Source organism: Pseudoalteromonas obscura (genome assembly GCF_030135505.1).
In the GTDB taxonomy this organism is placed as follows: Bacteria; Pseudomonadota; Gammaproteobacteria; order Enterobacterales; family Alteromonadaceae; genus Pseudoalteromonas; species Pseudoalteromonas obscura.
Window position 1 is genome coordinate 252,232 of record NZ_JASJUT010000010.1, and the last position, 14,941, is coordinate 267,172.

Genomic DNA, 14,941 nt, shown 5'->3' on the forward strand with positions numbered 1-14,941 from the left:
TTTTTAATCTGCCATTTACTTTATATTTTATCGATCACTCATCACTATACTTTCATTTTTCGTACACTCTGTTAGCTTATTGTTTCCAATTGGTGCTGATGTACATGGTATGACATTATACATCTGAATAAGGAGTATACGATGACGCCAGAAGAAGTGGATATAGAAAAGGCTCAAATTGAGGCCGAAATAAAGCGCTACGAAATACGGGCAGGGGTTTGGAAAGTAGCTCTTGGAACCGCGCTCGTAGGGATTGCTGCTGCATTTTTTCCTTTCGCACAACAATACGCAACGGTGTATTTTTCGGTAAAAATTGAAACGATGAAACAACAAGCCGCTTTAGACACAGCGCTGCGCGAGGCGCAGTTAACGGGCACTACCTTAAATCGTAAGTTTCTTGATTCAATAGCGGAAGAAGGTCGAAGTTCAAATCTCGATGAGCGAATTGTATTGGCTGAATATTACGCATATCTCTCAGATCAGGGAGAAGAACGCATTCGCTGGGAAGGCTTTTTGAAACATTTATACGATTTGCGAGAACAAAAGAGAGCAGCAGTGGTTGATGCGATCACAAAGGCAACCAACGAAAAAAGTACTGCGACCGAAATTGCTGTTGCGCAGGCACAAGCGAGGCTGCTTGTTGAAAGCGCTGCGTCAGTGCAGTCAGCTCCTTACTCTATGTCTACCCTTGATATTCAGAGCTTAATTAATTTATTAGATGATGACAGCGACGCCATTCGTCAAAGAGCGCAGAAAGCTCTGGGCGATAGGGGGCTTGTTATTGTGCGTCCTGTCATGGCTGAGTTAAGAACAGGCTCCCATAGTAAAGCAAAACGATTAGGTTTGTTGATTGCACTTACTGAGATGATGCGAAAAAACAAAAGTAACCGTCGGCAAATTAGCAGCTTGTTGACCATTGATGATCTAGAGGTTTTATTAGAGTACGCAATTGACCAAAATAGAATGGTCCATATACATGCTGCAGAATTTTTATATGATTTAGGCGATCCTGAAATATTTAACGCGACATTAGCGCTGTGGAATGACTCAACAACAGACTCGGGAAAGTTCAATCTGGCTTTGGTATTGAAAGGCCTTGCTCCGTTTGTGCCAGGTAACAAACAAAGAGAGTTTCAAAGCAAGCTAACGTCATTGCTTGGAAGTGTCGGCCCTAAAACAGATAAGTTGTTAAAAGATGCGATTTCACTCATGAATTAACTATGGCAAATTTTAAGTGGCCTCAGTAAGGCATTGCTTTAAGATGTATTTATTAGTGAAGCTGTAGTTGATAGATTTAATATTATTTTAAGAAAGCGCGTTTATGCCAACGAGGTCAATTGCCCCATTTGTTAGATAGGATAACTAGGAGTGAGAAGCACTAAGGAAAAGCGATGAGGAACAGCGATAGAGTTATATCAACCCACCCAGATAGTGCCTACAAAGGCACCGTTGTTTGGAGCCCAATAAAGTCAATTTGGTTTATATGCAACTTATGCCTGGCGCTATTTGTCGCGCCGTTTTACTTTTCGTGGTCTGCGATGGCTGTTTTTCTTGTATTAACTGCTGTTACATTGTGCTTTGGCCATTCATTGGGCATGCATAGGTTGCTGATTCATCGCTCTTATCAATGTCCAAAGTGGATGGAGTACACTTTTGTTTATCTAGGAGTCTTGGTTGGGATGGCTGGTCCCGTCGGTATGCTTAAGCAGCATGACCTGCGTGATTGGGCGCAAAGGCAAAATCGGTGTCATGATTTTTTACTGCACGGATCAAAAATTCTAAAAGATGGGTGGTGGCAATTAAATTGTGATTTGAGACTGGATCACCCGCCAATTTTTAATATTGAGTCGCGTGTCGTGGGTAACCGTTTTTATCAATTTATGGAATCTAGTTGGCTTTGCCAACAATTAGTCTTAGCAATACCGCTATTTTGGTTTGGCGGGTTGAGTTGGGTGCTGTATGGCGTTTCACTACGCGTAGTTGTTTCGATTGGCGGTCATTGGTTAATTGGCTACTTTGCTCACAATCACGGTGAGCGGACATGGAAAGTCGAAGGCGCTGCGGTGCAAGGGCATAATATCCGTTTAGCCGGATTTCTTTCCATGGGGGAGGCTTGGCACAATAATCACCATGCATTTCCCGGTTCAGCTATGCTAGGTCTATACAAAGACGAGCCAGATCCCGGGTGGTGGGTTTTAAATGCGCTGAGCAACTTAGGAGTTGTCACTCATATCAAGTTACCAGAACATTTGCCAAGGAGGCCTGAGCTAGTAGCAGAGTTTTCAGGCAAGGATGAGCGTCAAAAACGCGTACCTGAAAAGTGTGAAATCGCAAATTTGATAAATAGATCAGGCTAATGTGGGAACCAAATTGATACTCTTTGTAATTAATTTATATGCTCCACCAGTGAAATCAATAACGTGTGTGGTTAAGGCTTGGTTTTAATAAAAGGTGTTTGTTAGTGAAGCAATATATTAGCGCCCTAGTAATGTTCATTTTGTTTTGTAGTTCGATTAGTCCAGCGCTTGCTTGTCGCCCAGACATTGAAGGGATCCTAAAGGAGTCGAAGAATGAAATCGTGAAAATATTGAAACCCATGCATGCTATAGAGCCAAATGACATTGCTGATATTTATCAACTAGATGTCAATATGAAGTGGATAAACACAGACTCTGGACGAGATTGTCCAGACCAATATGTACTCCAGTTTCAAGTACTTTTAAAAGATAGTAGGGTGTTTGGTATCACACATTTCACTGGTATAGATAATGAAATCAAAGTAATTGAATTGAAATAAATGCCAAAACTCGCCATGTGACTATGTCAAATTACATGTAATAGTTTGGCTACAGTTGCGTTTATAGAAACACGGGTATTTAGTGGCTAGGATTAATGTACTAGCCACCCACACAATTAACTTGCGTTACCGCCAGTGATAACTTCAAACAGTAAAATCTGACTTAATTGCTTTCCGTGCACATTAAAATTGTTGTCAGACACCATCAACAGACTTTGATTGCCGTTTTCTAAAACGGGTCCAAAAGTAATGCCTTCGAGATTATCAATATGCTTGGAGCCAATTTGTTGCTTTATTGTCTCCATATCTAACAGTAAGGTCTTGTTGGCTGGACGGAATTGTTGTTTATTTAGAGACGCGAGATTTTTGATATCTGTTGCTTCTTTCATGTCTACAAGGTAAATACTGACGCTATTACCGCCATCAGAGATCCCAGCAGTGAATGAGCGCTCCATTGTTAAGAATTGGTGTTCATTGATTTGCAGTATTTCAACTAGGCCGGTGGTACGAAATGCATCTGGTTTGGCTTCGGTGCGATTGACAAGCGGTTCGAGGTAATATGCAAATTGGTACTGCATCTGTTTAGAGGCGAAGTCAAAGTATGAAATGCGCACCATACTACCATGCTGTACCGTGGCTTTTTTACCATCTTGCTTTAAGGGCCCTTCCATTGATACCCAGACACCTTTTCCCGAAGGAGTGACGGTGATACCTTCAAAAACGGCATTGTGTCTTGGACCAGAATTGTCTTGGATCTCAAACATTTTAGGGAGTGTAAATGGTGCCAGACCTTGCTCGTTTTGCAGGAATATTGCCGGTGGGTGTTTATATCTAACACTGCCTTCACTGCACCAAACCAAACTATTAGTCTTTGGTAATACTCTTAAACTCTCAGGATCTACAACACCGGCCTTTGAGCCTTTTTTAACAAGCGCTGTCGACTTGTTAAAACGCACATGTTCAATTTTTTTACCTTTAATATTGATGGTGGCGTCAAGGTATCGCGGATTTTTGGCATCATCAACAATCAGTAAATATTGGTCACCTGTATACTCAATGCTCGACAGGCCTCCTACTTTATCACCATTTACACGTAGATCAGCAGGCACAACAAACTCATCCAAAAACGCTAGTTTCATTGGCGTCGAATACGCGAAAAAAGGGGCCAAGATGGCTAAGAATAAATAAGTACGCATAAATCATTTAATACAAAATAAATAGAACTGAGCAATATACGCGGGTAACGTTAAATTTGCATCACAAAAGGCTGAAAATGACATAATTAATTTTAAAGTGTTGTTTTCAAAGAATTAGAAAAGTTTGAAAAGCAGACACTTGTTAAAAGTCGGTGCCCAGTTTTATGCATAACCTAGTGTCTAGTGTTATTCCAAACGCTGAGTTAACGCAAGGTTATGCATAAATCTATGAAACCCATTCGCGGTGATCCTGCATGTTATCGCAGCTAGCTACAATCACGAACTGACTTGACGAATGGGTCATGAAATACTGCCATCGCAAATTAATTACTTAGGGATAAACCAGTAATGCTTAAATTGAATCATTTTTAGGTTTGTGTATTGCGGCAGACTTAAACCACTGAATAGTATGATTAAGCGCTTTATCTTTATAGCCAATTATATCGTGTCCACCATCTGGAAAAATAATTGCTTTGTGGGGGCGGTCATGCTGTTTTAGTTTTTCAACCATTTGCAATGAGTGTTTCACACTCACTTTAGTGTCGTCTTTACTGTGCATTAATAATACTGGCACATTTGGCAATTCATCTACCCACTGAACAGGCGATAATTTATTGTGGATAGCTTTGGCATTTTTTGTATATCCATCTATCAAAGAAATATTGTTTCGTATGCCTGCTCGGTTTTGAGCCCAAAGCTCACTATTCATTACTCCGGCAACAGAAACGATTGAAGCAATTTTATTAGGCCTTTCCCGAGCCAATTGCATAGATGTAAGACCACCCCTGCTAGCGCCATAGACGTTGACCTTATTCGACTCTAATTGAGGGATGTTTTCAACAATGTCGATTAGACGAGTGACTTCATCAATGTTATCTGCGCCATATTGCTCGTCCTTTCTGTAGTTACTTGCGATGACTGCATACCCTTGCATTGCAACAGGGAACAGTGAGTAAACGACATGGCCAAATACTAAGTCGCCATAATTTCTTGTGCCGCCCCGGTTATATAAAACAACTGGTACTTTTGACTGGGTTGATGTCATTTTTTTTGGTGCTATAAGTAGGCCATCAACTTCTTGGCCATTCACGCTATATGTAAATCGTTGGCAGTCCAAAGCTTTTTTTGCAGCATCAAAATCAGTTTTGGGAAACATGGTATTAAACCGTTTTTCAAACTGTTTAAGGGGCTTCGAGTAGTCTTTGATGCCTCTGCGTTTGAAGTTGGATTCATTTTTTGCATAAACAAATTTGAACCAAGAGTCATAATCTGAAAAGACATCATGAAAGCAGGAGTGCTGGTTCTTTATTCCCATAGACGTTGGTAGTTCTATATTAGAAGCGTTTGCATTATTGCTGATCAACACCCCACATAATACAAATAGTTTGAGTAAAAGCCCAATACGCATATAACACATCCTTTGTATATTTAATTAAATAGGTTACTTTCTATTTTGTAGCACGATATTAGGAACAAAAACAAACCCTATTAGAGGTAGAAGTGTTTATTGATATCTCTCATATGCATTGGCGCAATTGCCCACTTCATTAATTGGTAGGCTGTAGTACTGGACCAGATTAATTGTATTTAGTATTAATCGGCACATTCTACGAAGCTGAATTGCTTCATTGTTTTATCAAAAAAGTACTATTAAATGCTTTAAGCCCTTTGCTGGTAAAAGTAATCGAACGTGCATCTAAATCTTGTTTTGCCCATTTTTGCTCAAAGATATAATTGAGTATCCAGCTTCCTAAGTGGCCCGCGATATGGTTCCGGCGCTCGCTCCAATCTAAGCATGATTTACATACGGGGCGGCTGTTTTTATTAAACTGTTGAAAGTCTACCCCAAGGCTCATAAAGTAGGTTTTTCCTTTTTCAGTCAGGCGCGTTAGTTCGCCAAAATCTTCAAGCATATTTGCACTGACCAACGCGTCGTATAACTGAACCCCCAGCTCCCCGGCCAAATGATCGTAACACACCCTCGCATGTTTCAAGCGTGGATCTTTGGGGCCTGTAGAGGTTTTAGGAGTCGATAATGCGGTAAGCACCAATAATTGCTCCAGAACCGCGGCGACATGTGGACCCTTTAACTGAAAGTACTTATGCCGTCCTTGTTTTCTGACTTGTAGTAGCTCCCCTTCGAGTAATTTAGCCAAGTGGCTGCTAGCGGTTTGTGGCGTGACATCAGCTTCTATAGATAACTCTGTGGCCGTAAGGGCCTTACCACCCATAAGTGCAGTCAGTATTTTGGAGCGAGCAGAGTCGGCTATTAGCCCCGCTACCGTTGAGATATCAGGTTCCATAATTTCCATTTAGTTCGATGTACATCGAAGCATCATTTTATTAGCGCGATAGACTGCCTCAAAACAAAAAAGGAAGCAAATCGAATGAACATGACATGTTTTATCGAATATGAACTTGATCCAACAAAGCTGGTGCAGTTCAATCAATATGCCAAAAATTGGGGCGCTATTATCCCGCGTCTTGGCGGAGAGTTAATTGGGTATTTTACGCCGTATGAAGGTGACAATAAACGTGCCTATGGGCTGATTGCTTTTAACAGCCTTGCCGATTATGAAGCTTACCGCATTAGGCTAAAAGCAGACATGCAAGCTCAAGCAAACTTCGAATTTGCGCAGGAAGAAAAATTCATTTTGCATGAAAAACGCTACTTTTTAAACGGTGTAGTTGAAACACTCAAGCTTACAGAGGTTTTATAAATGATAGCGGTTATCTTTGAAGTTACTTTGAAACCACAGGGGAAAGACACATACCTAGATATCGCAGCGAGTTTAAAAACTCTGTTGGCTAAGCAACCGGGTTTTATCTCTATTGAACGGTTTGTTAGCGTTTCAAATCCATGCTACTTCTTGTCACTGTCCTTTTGGCAAGATGAACAAGCTATTTTACGGTGGCGTGAGCAATTAGAGCACAAACAGGCACAGGAAAAAGGCAAATCAGAGTTGTTTGAAGATTTTCGTTTACGTGTGGCTCATGTGTCCAGAGATTACGGAATGAGTCTAGGAAGGGAGAGTTATGACTCAGCAGATTGATAAAGGTGGCTTTAGCATGGCGCTAATCACCTACTTAAGTGGGCACTTTTACACTCAAAACCAGCTTATACGCAGCAGCGATACATCAGCCATACAACTTAGAGATTTCCAATCTAGAAAAATGATGCCAATGCCTGCCTATAAACTTGATATATCGCTAGCGAGCACCTCATATTTTGGCAAATTCGAAGAACGAGAATTAATAGAGTTTTACCCGAAAGCGTATACGGATTGGCTCAAACAGTGTTGTTTGTTCAAAGAGGAAAAAGAAGCATTTAAATCATTTTCGAGACAATTTTATATTGTGAAAGAGGCGCTGTTAGCAAAGAGTTTTTGGAGCACAGATACACAGTTTAACGCAAACTTTGATAATTTCATTGAATCTCAGTGGCATCACTTTTTAGCTGGTACATTTGGTGTTTGTACAAAAACAGGCATGCCACGGGAAATTCTAATCAAAGAGTTAGCTGTTTATATTCTCAGTGAAATCTTAAGCAATGGCATTTATTCAGAAAATAACAGTCATGCAGTGCTGGTCGCACTAAAACATTTGAAAACTGCGAGCTCTACACTTGCACCTCACGAGCAGGAAAAAGGCACGTTGTATCGTTTAATAAAAGAGCTTAAATCTATGGGTTACATAAGTTCAAATGGAATTGAAAAAGTTACGTAAAGCTGCGCTTATTACAACGCTTTCAAAGTAACCTGTTAGACATTTTCATGTTTAACAGGTTTCTCATAAGGCGTTATCTGATGATATGCCACTGTGTTTGTCTACCAGCTAGATACCATACGTTTTTACCATCAAATACTGCATCCTGTTCTAATTTTATTTGAATCCATTGATTGTCCCACTCAGGCAGCTGAGTCTTGATATTGCCTTCAATGGCATAGACCGTATTGGGGAAAAGTTTCCAGTCACCTTGGATGGGGGTAGGCCCCTGATTATCCCACATTCCAATGGTAGGGCCTGAAGCATGGCCAACAAACCCGAGCGGGTGAGTGTAGGTGCTACTAATGATATTGGCGGCTTTACTTTGTCTTATTGTGTTGGCCAAGATTTGATTGCCAGTTAAACCAGATTTAAAGTTGCTGGTTAAAATATCTTGCCACTGGTTACCAATGGCCAGTGCTTTTTGTAGTCCTGTGGGAACCTCTTTTTCATTCGTTTTTAATACATAGCCCATCTCTTGTGTGTCAGTACAAAGGCTGAGGTAACAGATCCCGACATCTGTGTGAATGATGTCACCAGGTAGAATGACTCGGTTGTATTTACCCATGAAGACTTCATCCTTTGCAGGATTGTCGCCACGGCGTTGAATATTGACATAAGGTTGAAACCAAGGGCGCAATTGCAATGCTTCGAAACGTTCTCTCAGATACCATTCAACATCGGTAGTCGTTGTAACACCTGGTGTAATGACTTTATTGGAAAAGGCTTCTGCAATAACTCGTCTAGCAATCGTGACTACTTGAGGGTATACATTAAGCTCTTTTTCGCTTCTAGTCTCTAGCCAACGGAGCACCAAGTTTTCAGCGCTCACTAATCGATTTTGATATTTATTGGGTAAATACTTGCGTAGTTGTTTGTGTAGTCCAACGCTTAAACCATCGGCGAGGGCCCAATTTTCACTCATGTTTATCCCAATGCGCTTTGGATCACGTTTTGTAATGACTTCAGCTAGCCTTTGCCATTGTTGCTCGTTACTACCACCTTTCCATACTGTTGGGTAAAGTTTTCCTATTGGGTAGCGGCTAACACTAAAGCGCTCAACACTGCCATCTGAGTTTTTAGAAAACACCAGTAAAGTAGTACGTCTCGCTGCAAAGGTGGGTTGAGGGACCAGAGTGTAAAAAAGTTTATCTTCACCATACTCCCTGTTTATCACTAGCCACATGTCTAAATCAGCTTCTTGCATCAGTTTTGGCAGGAGATTATCGAGTCTATCTGCAACCATATTATTAACTGGTTTGACACGTTCTTTGAAGGTAAGCACCGCTGGCATTTCGGTAATTTGGCGTCCTTGCGCAAACTCTTTAGCTTCTAGCACTGAGCTTAAACTACACAATGCCACGAGTAGCCCAAATAATTTATACATGATTGTCCTACTTTTTATTTAGTTGATAAGGAATTTACAGCCATTAGCTTTGGAACGGCTGTAAACTGTCGTTTTTATTTTTAGTAAGAGAGCGTTAATCATATTTCACTGTGGCAAACTCAGCAATTAATATACTACAGGTGGCCAGAGGATATTTATTGACTACCAAAATTACGAGTCGCTTGAAACCATTTTTATGGTGAATTGAATGCCGACTTTTTGAATCTGTTTTTTGTTATTGAATTTGGTCCCCAAGTATAGTTGTGACATTAATACTTGATTTTGAGGTGCTTTGATAAGCTTGTCTGCGGTTTCTACCCTCTATTTATTAACTTAGGCGCAAACCCTATGATCGATGTTCAGTCACTAGTTCGTATGTCTGATTTTTACAAGCAGTAGCTTGTTTGCCCAAACGATGAGAAAGAGGTCACTGTTTAAATTAATTTTTCTCTATCAAATAACACTATCAGTACAGGTTTTGGCGATATCATGATCATTTGTAAGTTCCAAATATCGAGGAGGTTCAATCTAAACGGATTTATTATTCTTATAAGCCCCGTGTATCACTGCAAAATTGAACTATCTGGCACGCACTCTAAGTTTATTTTGAGATAGAAATGGATGTTATTAAGGGGCTCAGGAGACAAAACCTCGAGGTAGCAATGATCCAGCGATAGCGCTATCTATATTGTTAGCCCGCTAAAGCTGGTGAGAGTTAAAAATTATATGAATACCTATTTTTCATTTAGTCTTTTGCTAGGCCATATTGTGTATGGCCTATTCCCAAGAGGTCTATGTCTAAGTGATAATGACGAGCCAAGTATGTACTTGACTCAACAACGAACAGTACTATCAGGGGGGCATAGGTTTGTATGTCAATCGAAGCGTAGACTATTTACTAGCCAATTCTATAATCTGCTTGTCCGCCTTCTTTGGAAATGAAGCTGCCGGTTTTACCAATTAAATTTGCGTCAAAATTACATTCAATAACTTCGAACTGGGCAGATGCAGAACCGCCTTCGAATTTACCTTGGTGTTGTAAAATGATCTTTTTGCTAAGGTCTTCAGACAGAGAGATCACTTCATAGCCTGTAAACAGCGCATTGCCTTCGCTATTATAATAAAGTTGGTAGTGTATCTGACTAGTGCCGACCAAATCTCCATCATAACTTTGTGCAACAGCGGCGCTGCTAATTTTGCAGTTATTTTCCATGTTGGTGGTTACGTTTTCTTGCCAATTATTAATTTGAAAAGTGCCTGTGATCGCCATGTTTTTTCTCTTTTTATTGTGAAACTTCCCATACACTATCATCTCTTTATACAATTGATATTGTATAAACGCGCCAATTTGTAAAAAGGAAAGCTGCTATTGAAAGAAAATACAAATGCGATCTCGGGTGTTTTACACCATACAAAGAGTAAGCAAAACTATGATTTGAGGAGGTACTTTCCTGAGCCATATTTTGCCGACTTAATTGAACAATTTTGGATAGTTGACTGGGACTTGTGCAATCTGGCAACACACACTCAACAAAACTTACCTGATCCAAACTTTCATTTGATCATCGAAAAGGAAGGGGTCAAGGTACTTGGGCCTGTCAGTAAAGTATATACCTATACTATGCGAGGCAAGGGGCGGATAATTGGCACAAAATTTAACATTGGCATGCTTGCTCCACTGCTTAAAAACCCTCCTGATTATTATATAGATAAAGAATGCACATTGACTGAGGTGTTTAGTACTGGACTTGATAATGAGTTGCAGGCACTGTCCTTCATGCACAATGATGCGGATATTGTGGATGCTTTACATACGTTTTTTCGTGATTATGTAATGCCAGTCTCTAGAACGCAAATCCAAGTACTTGAAATATATAATCTAATTAAGAGTGATGGCACTATATTCTCTGTTGAACAGTTGTCCTCTAAAGCAAACCTCTCAAAGCGCTCTATTCAACGCCTTTTTGGCAAGTATATAGGCTTAAGTCCTAAATGGTTAATTAGAAAGTATCGCTTACATCATGTTTTGCAGGTACTAGAAAATAAAGAAGCTGATATTCAAGACATTGTCACACTGCTCGATTATACGGATCAATCCCATTTGATCCGTGATTTCAAAGAAATCATCGGGACGACACCTGGTAAGTACATGAAGTAATAGCACTCGTTAGTCTATATGTACGTACAAGGTCAAATACCACATAGTATTAGTGAACAAGTGTGTAGGTTAAAGCAATACTATTTATTTTTGACATCAATCAGGTTTTTATGAGTCAACTTATTAAATTTAACATTTTGATTTATATGCTTATATTATGGATTTTATGACTTTTAGCTGACAAATTTTCCCTCCTATATCTTTGCCAATAATTTTAGATGTATAGTTTTCCAAACAAAAATTGTGTGATAGCTGAAGTTGATGTCAATTTAGCACAAAAAGTCGATTCGTTGGTTTAGCTTTATTTAAATACTAGAGGTTAGGAAGCAAAATGAAGATAGCATACACGTTACTAATTTTAATAAGTTTTTTCTTTATATCAGCCAAAGCTACAGAAGCTGAAACTTTGACGGCAAGTGAGTTAAAAAAAGCTGTCAACTTCATAAATGAACTACAAAATAAAATCTTGATGGCGGGCTCACAGGTCAGTGATGTCGACACTCTTTTTTCCCACTACACAGAAGATTTTGTGTATATCCATGAAGTATATGGCGGAACATATACGCGCAAACACCTTTACAATAATTATGTCAAATTCCTTAAAGCAGGTAACTATCAGCGTAAAAATGATCGATATAAGGTTACAGCTGTGATTGTCGGACACAATGCTGTTTCTGTAGAAAGGCAAGAAATATTTGAAGGGGAAATAGTAAAGCACTTATCAGTATTCGAATTTAAGGGTCACAAAGTGTCAAAAATAATCGAGTACTGGAAGTAATCAAAGCAGCAAAAGCAGTGCGGTATTTACTTATGACATGGCAGGGTTAAGCCGCCATGTTTATTGCTGCGGATGTAAACGATCATCAGATGATGAAATCACTAATATGTGAACATTTAAAGTTAAAACGACAAGCCAACTTTGCGCAGTGTAGTGAACTGCTTGCTTCGTCAGTAAGGCGCACTAAAAATCCAGTATCAAGGTGTCTTTAAAGTTATTAGGTTAATCATGTCTAAAATCCTTCCGTAAGCGCAAATATGAGAAAATTTCCTGCGTAGAGAATTAAAATCGGGGTTATTGATCCGTGTGTTTCTGTTCTGAAGCTAATCAAATCAGCGCGAAGAGGACAAACGGTGGCAGCACTGACTATCAACGCGATGTGGTGTACTCTGCACGTAATAAGGCAACGCACATTACGGTCAATGGCGAGTTGGTTCAATTTAGTTACGATACCAATAACCGACGCTTTAAACGTGTTGAACGCAATAAAACCATTTTCTATGTGGGTGCACTTGAGATAGTTAAAGAAAGTGGCTCAGAGGCCTTATCTGCTCAAACTTACATTCGTCGAAATATTGGCAACGATGCGGTAAAAACTTACCATGAGAATGGTCAAGAGAGCATACAGTGGTTGTTTACAGACCATCAAGGCTCAGTTGTTGCTGTGGTTAACCATAGTGGTAAGCTCTTAAAGCGCTTTAGCTATGACGTATTTGGCAAGCAATCAGAAGTCTTGATGCCAAACAATGACATAGACAAACTAAATTGGGCGCTTGAAACAGGACTCTTTTGGACTGTTGCAAGTAACCAAAGAGCGTACACAGGCCACGAACCCGTTAAATTTGGTGATGATACGCGCATCATTCATATGAATGGTCGGATTTACGATGCAGATACTGGTAGGTTTATGCAAACCGACCCATTTGTACAAGCGACGGGGAATTTGCAGAACTATAACCGCTATAGTTATGTGCTGAATAATCCGCTGAGTTATACGGATCCGAGTGGGTATTTGTTTAAAAGCCTTAAGAAACTTAATCGAAAGTTGATTAGATCAACTGCAAAAGTGTTTGGTGCAGAGTTTGTAAACATCGTAGGAAATATTGCGTCAGCATTCTGTGGGCCAGCCGTTTTTGCCTGCGCAACGGCATGGAACTATGACTTCACGCGCGCTATGGGGGGAAGTTCAACTCAGGCACTTAGGGCTGGAGTTACTGGTGGTTTATCGGCTCAAGCGTTTTCCATTATAGGGCAATATTTTAATGGCTTAGGAGCGGACAATCTAAAACAGTTTGGTAGTGTAGAGGGAGCAAAGGCTGCGGGACTTATCGAATTTGGTGATAATATGTTAACTGGAGGACAAGTAGCGGCACAAATTGGCGTTCATGCAGTAGTTGGAGGTGTTTCAACAGAGATGAGTGGCGGTAAATTTGGCCATGGCTTTGTAAGTGCAGGTATAACTAAAGGAGCAGGCGGCGTATTTTTACCTGGAGGTGGTGACTTAGAGTTCAGCCAGATTGCAAAAGGAGCGGTTATTTCAGCGATAATTGGTGGTACAGTATCGGAGATAACTGGCGGAAAGTTTTCCAATGGTGCTCGTACTGGGGCAATGCAGTATGTGTTGAATCAGGCGGGTGAGAGCATCAAAAGTTTCGTGAATCGCAAACAAGCTGAGGTTTTAATTCACGAGCCTTCTGGGTGGGGGAGATCTTCATTTGGGCATGTTGCAATAAGAATAGGTGATAAAGTGTATTCATTTGGTCCAGGAGGTATGGATAATCTAGATGTAGAAGATTATATGGCTTTAAATGACTTTCGTTCAGCTGTGGGAAGTGAGCTTGCATTAAGTCAAAGTCAAATTAGCAATTTGGAAAATTATTTAAATAATTATAACTTCGAATACAATTATATTCAAAATTGTGGCTCACCAGTAACTTTGGGCTTGCGAAGCATAGGAGTTGATATTGGTATTAACATACTTCCAGTTAATTTAGGTAACGCAATTTTGAACTCTGGTATTGTAAGCGGTTCTAATTTCTACCCGCAAACAGCACCAAGGATAACTCCATGGTATTACCCAACAGAAAATGGACCGCAGGTAAAATAATGTCGAAATTTATAACTCTATTTATAATTTCACTGGTTTTCCTTGGGGGTTGTAACCGTAGCTTTTATGTAATGGTCGTGAAGACTACAAATGTTTATAAAAGTGCGCCAATTGACGTTAACCCAAAATCTCTTGTGGTTTTAGGTGTGTTGAGGCCGGGTCAAAAAGTAATGGTTATTGATGTTATTAATAACAAGGACTCAAAAGTTTATAAGGTGTCATTAGAAGAAACTGATATACCAGAGAAAATTGGTTACATTTATCATGATGGTAGAAAGTTAAGATTCGACTGATTACGTAGTTGCAAAGACACCCATTCCAAACTGGCGCTCTTTGAGCGCCTTTTTTCTGTGCAATTGCGCCAGCGCAGTGTGCAGAAACCAAATAGGTGGAACCAAATAGGACAGGTACAAATTCTTTGCATAAATTACGTTGCTTGACTACTGTTTAAATATCCAGCTTTATTTGAGTTGAATAGATATGACAAGAGCAAGGAAAGCACTGATAGATCTGTCGTCGACGTCTTATTATCACTTGATAGCACGGTGTGTGCGCCGTGCTTTTTTGTGCGGAGAGGATAAGTATACAGGCAAAAACTTTGACCATAGACGGACATGGTTAGTCGAGAGAGTAAAACTGCTAAGTCGTGTATTTGCGATTGAAATAGCAGCATATGCCATCATGAGTAATCACTATCATTTGGTGGTTAACGTGAATAGGCAGCAAGCGCTTAGTTGGTCAGATAACGAGGTA

Annotated in this window: 15 protein-coding genes; 10 read left to right on the plus strand and 5 right to left on the minus strand. The window is 40.0% G+C overall.

Annotation, left to right across the window (positions count from 1 at the left end; translation table 11 throughout):
- Positions 1-141 precede the first annotated feature (141 nt).
- From QNM18_RS20510 to QNM18_RS20520, 3 genes are all read left to right on the plus strand, one after another.
- Positions 142-1,218 (plus strand): HEAT repeat domain-containing protein, encoded by a 1,077-nt coding sequence (locus QNM18_RS20510; protein ID WP_284138295.1) that lies wholly within the window; start codon positions 142-144, stop codon positions 1,216-1,218.
- A 173-nt stretch (positions 1,219-1,391) separates the two neighbouring features.
- A complete protein-coding gene (locus tag QNM18_RS20515) occupies positions 1,392-2,357 on the plus strand; it encodes an acyl-CoA desaturase (RefSeq protein WP_284138296.1) in 966 nt (321 codons plus the stop codon).
- A gap of 104 nt (positions 2,358-2,461) precedes the next feature.
- The gene (locus tag QNM18_RS20520) at positions 2,462-2,797 is read left to right on the plus strand and encodes a hypothetical protein (RefSeq protein ID WP_211008712.1); all 336 of its coding nucleotides are present in this window, start codon (positions 2,462-2,464) and stop codon (positions 2,795-2,797) included.
- A gap of 116 nt (positions 2,798-2,913) precedes the next feature.
- On the opposite strand, the gene QNM18_RS20525 is transcribed toward QNM18_RS20520, so the two are convergent.
- The 3 genes from QNM18_RS20525 to QNM18_RS20535 all read right to left on the minus strand — a co-directional run bounded on the left by QNM18_RS20525 (position 2,914) and on the right by QNM18_RS20535 (position 6,296).
- Positions 2,914-3,993 carry an esterase-like activity of phytase family protein gene (locus QNM18_RS20525; RefSeq protein ID WP_284138297.1) on the minus strand — a complete coding sequence of 360 codons (1,080 nt, stop codon included), beginning with the start codon at positions 3,991-3,993 and terminating at the stop codon, positions 2,914-2,916.
- A 352-nt stretch (positions 3,994-4,345) separates the two neighbouring features.
- Complete coding sequence (locus QNM18_RS20530; RefSeq protein WP_284138298.1) at positions 4,346-5,401, minus strand: alpha/beta hydrolase family protein; 1,056 nt, start codon at positions 5,399-5,401, stop codon at positions 4,346-4,348.
- 217 nt (positions 5,402-5,618) lie between these two features.
- Positions 5,619-6,296, minus strand: a complete 678-nt coding sequence (locus QNM18_RS20535) for an ArsR/SmtB family transcription factor (protein WP_284138299.1) — start codon at positions 6,294-6,296, stop codon at positions 5,619-5,621.
- A gap of 84 nt (positions 6,297-6,380) precedes the next feature.
- Between QNM18_RS20535 and QNM18_RS20540 the strand changes: the two genes are divergently transcribed.
- The 3 genes from QNM18_RS20540 to QNM18_RS20550 are packed head-to-tail and all read left to right on the plus strand — an operon-like array spanning position 6,381 to position 7,719.
- Positions 6,381-6,713: an NIPSNAP family protein gene (locus tag QNM18_RS20540; RefSeq protein ID WP_284138300.1), complete on the plus strand. Its 333-nt coding sequence runs from the start codon at positions 6,381-6,383 to the stop codon at positions 6,711-6,713.
- On the plus strand, positions 6,714-7,046 hold the full coding sequence (locus QNM18_RS20545) for an antibiotic biosynthesis monooxygenase family protein (protein ID WP_284138301.1): 333 nt from the start codon (positions 6,714-6,716) through the stop codon (positions 7,044-7,046).
- Positions 7,030-7,719, plus strand: a complete 690-nt coding sequence (locus QNM18_RS20550) for a DUF6058 family natural product biosynthesis protein (RefSeq protein ID WP_284138302.1) — start codon at positions 7,030-7,032, stop codon at positions 7,717-7,719. Before QNM18_RS20545 ends, QNM18_RS20550 begins: the two co-directional genes overlap by 17 nt.
- A 73-nt stretch (positions 7,720-7,792) precedes the next feature.
- Here the strand turns inward: QNM18_RS20550 and QNM18_RS20555 are convergent, their stop codons facing one another.
- Together QNM18_RS20555 and QNM18_RS20560 are read right to left on the minus strand one after the other, a co-directional pair.
- The gene (locus tag QNM18_RS20555; protein ID WP_284138303.1) at positions 7,793-9,145 is read right to left on the minus strand and encodes a M24 family metallopeptidase; all 1,353 of its coding nucleotides are present in this window, start codon (positions 9,143-9,145) and stop codon (positions 7,793-7,795) included.
- Positions 9,146-10,043: 898 nt separating this feature from the next.
- On the minus strand, positions 10,044-10,415 hold the full coding sequence (locus tag QNM18_RS20560; RefSeq protein ID WP_211008720.1) for a DUF3224 domain-containing protein: 372 nt from the start codon (positions 10,413-10,415) through the stop codon (positions 10,044-10,046).
- Positions 10,416-10,514: 99 nt separating this feature from the next.
- Between QNM18_RS20560 and QNM18_RS20565 the strand changes: the two genes are divergently transcribed.
- The 4 genes from QNM18_RS20565 to QNM18_RS20580 form a co-directional block, all read left to right on the plus strand.
- Entirely contained in the window at positions 10,515-11,303 is a 789-nt protein-coding gene (locus tag QNM18_RS20565) for a response regulator transcription factor (protein ID WP_284138304.1), read from the plus strand.
- 331 nt (positions 11,304-11,634) lie between these two features.
- Positions 11,635-12,081, plus strand: a complete 447-nt coding sequence (locus QNM18_RS20570; RefSeq protein WP_284138305.1) for a nuclear transport factor 2-like protein — start codon at positions 11,635-11,637, stop codon at positions 12,079-12,081.
- 304 nt (positions 12,082-12,385) lie between these two features.
- Complete coding sequence (locus QNM18_RS20575; protein WP_284138306.1) at positions 12,386-14,188, plus strand: RHS repeat domain-containing protein; 1,803 nt, start codon at positions 12,386-12,388, stop codon at positions 14,186-14,188.
- Between the two features lie 480 nt (positions 14,189-14,668).
- Positions 14,669-14,941, plus strand: a 273-nt coding sequence (locus QNM18_RS20580; protein ID WP_349774896.1) for a transposase, incomplete at its 3' end; no start/stop codon positions are given.

Coding starts and splice junctions, on each gene's coding strand:
- QNM18_RS20555 (WP_284138303.1), bottom strand. CDS start 9,145: ATGTATAAATTATTTGGGCTACTCGTGGCATTGTGTAGTTTAAGCTCA.
- QNM18_RS20525 (WP_284138297.1), bottom strand. CDS start 3,993: ATGCGTACTTATTTATTCTTAGCCATCTTGGCCCCTTTTTTCGCGTAT.
- QNM18_RS20545 (WP_284138301.1), top strand. CDS start 6,714: ATGATAGCGGTTATCTTTGAAGTTACTTTGAAACCACAGGGGAAAGAC.
- QNM18_RS20535 (WP_284138299.1), bottom strand. CDS start 6,296: ATGGAACCTGATATCTCAACGGTAGCGGGGCTAATAGCCGACTCTGCT.
- QNM18_RS20510 (WP_284138295.1), top strand. CDS start 142: ATGACGCCAGAAGAAGTGGATATAGAAAAGGCTCAAATTGAGGCCGAA.
- QNM18_RS20570 (WP_284138305.1), top strand. CDS start 11,635: ATGAAGATAGCATACACGTTACTAATTTTAATAAGTTTTTTCTTTATA.
- QNM18_RS20530 (WP_284138298.1), bottom strand. CDS start 5,401: ATGCGTATTGGGCTTTTACTCAAACTATTTGTATTATGTGGGGTGTTG.
- QNM18_RS20560 (WP_211008720.1), bottom strand. CDS start 10,415: ATGGCGATCACAGGCACTTTTCAAATTAATAATTGGCAAGAAAACGTA.
- QNM18_RS20550 (WP_284138302.1), top strand. CDS start 7,030: ATGACTCAGCAGATTGATAAAGGTGGCTTTAGCATGGCGCTAATCACC.
- QNM18_RS20540 (WP_284138300.1), top strand. CDS start 6,381: ATGAACATGACATGTTTTATCGAATATGAACTTGATCCAACAAAGCTG.
- QNM18_RS20515 (WP_284138296.1), top strand. CDS start 1,392: ATGAGGAACAGCGATAGAGTTATATCAACCCACCCAGATAGTGCCTAC.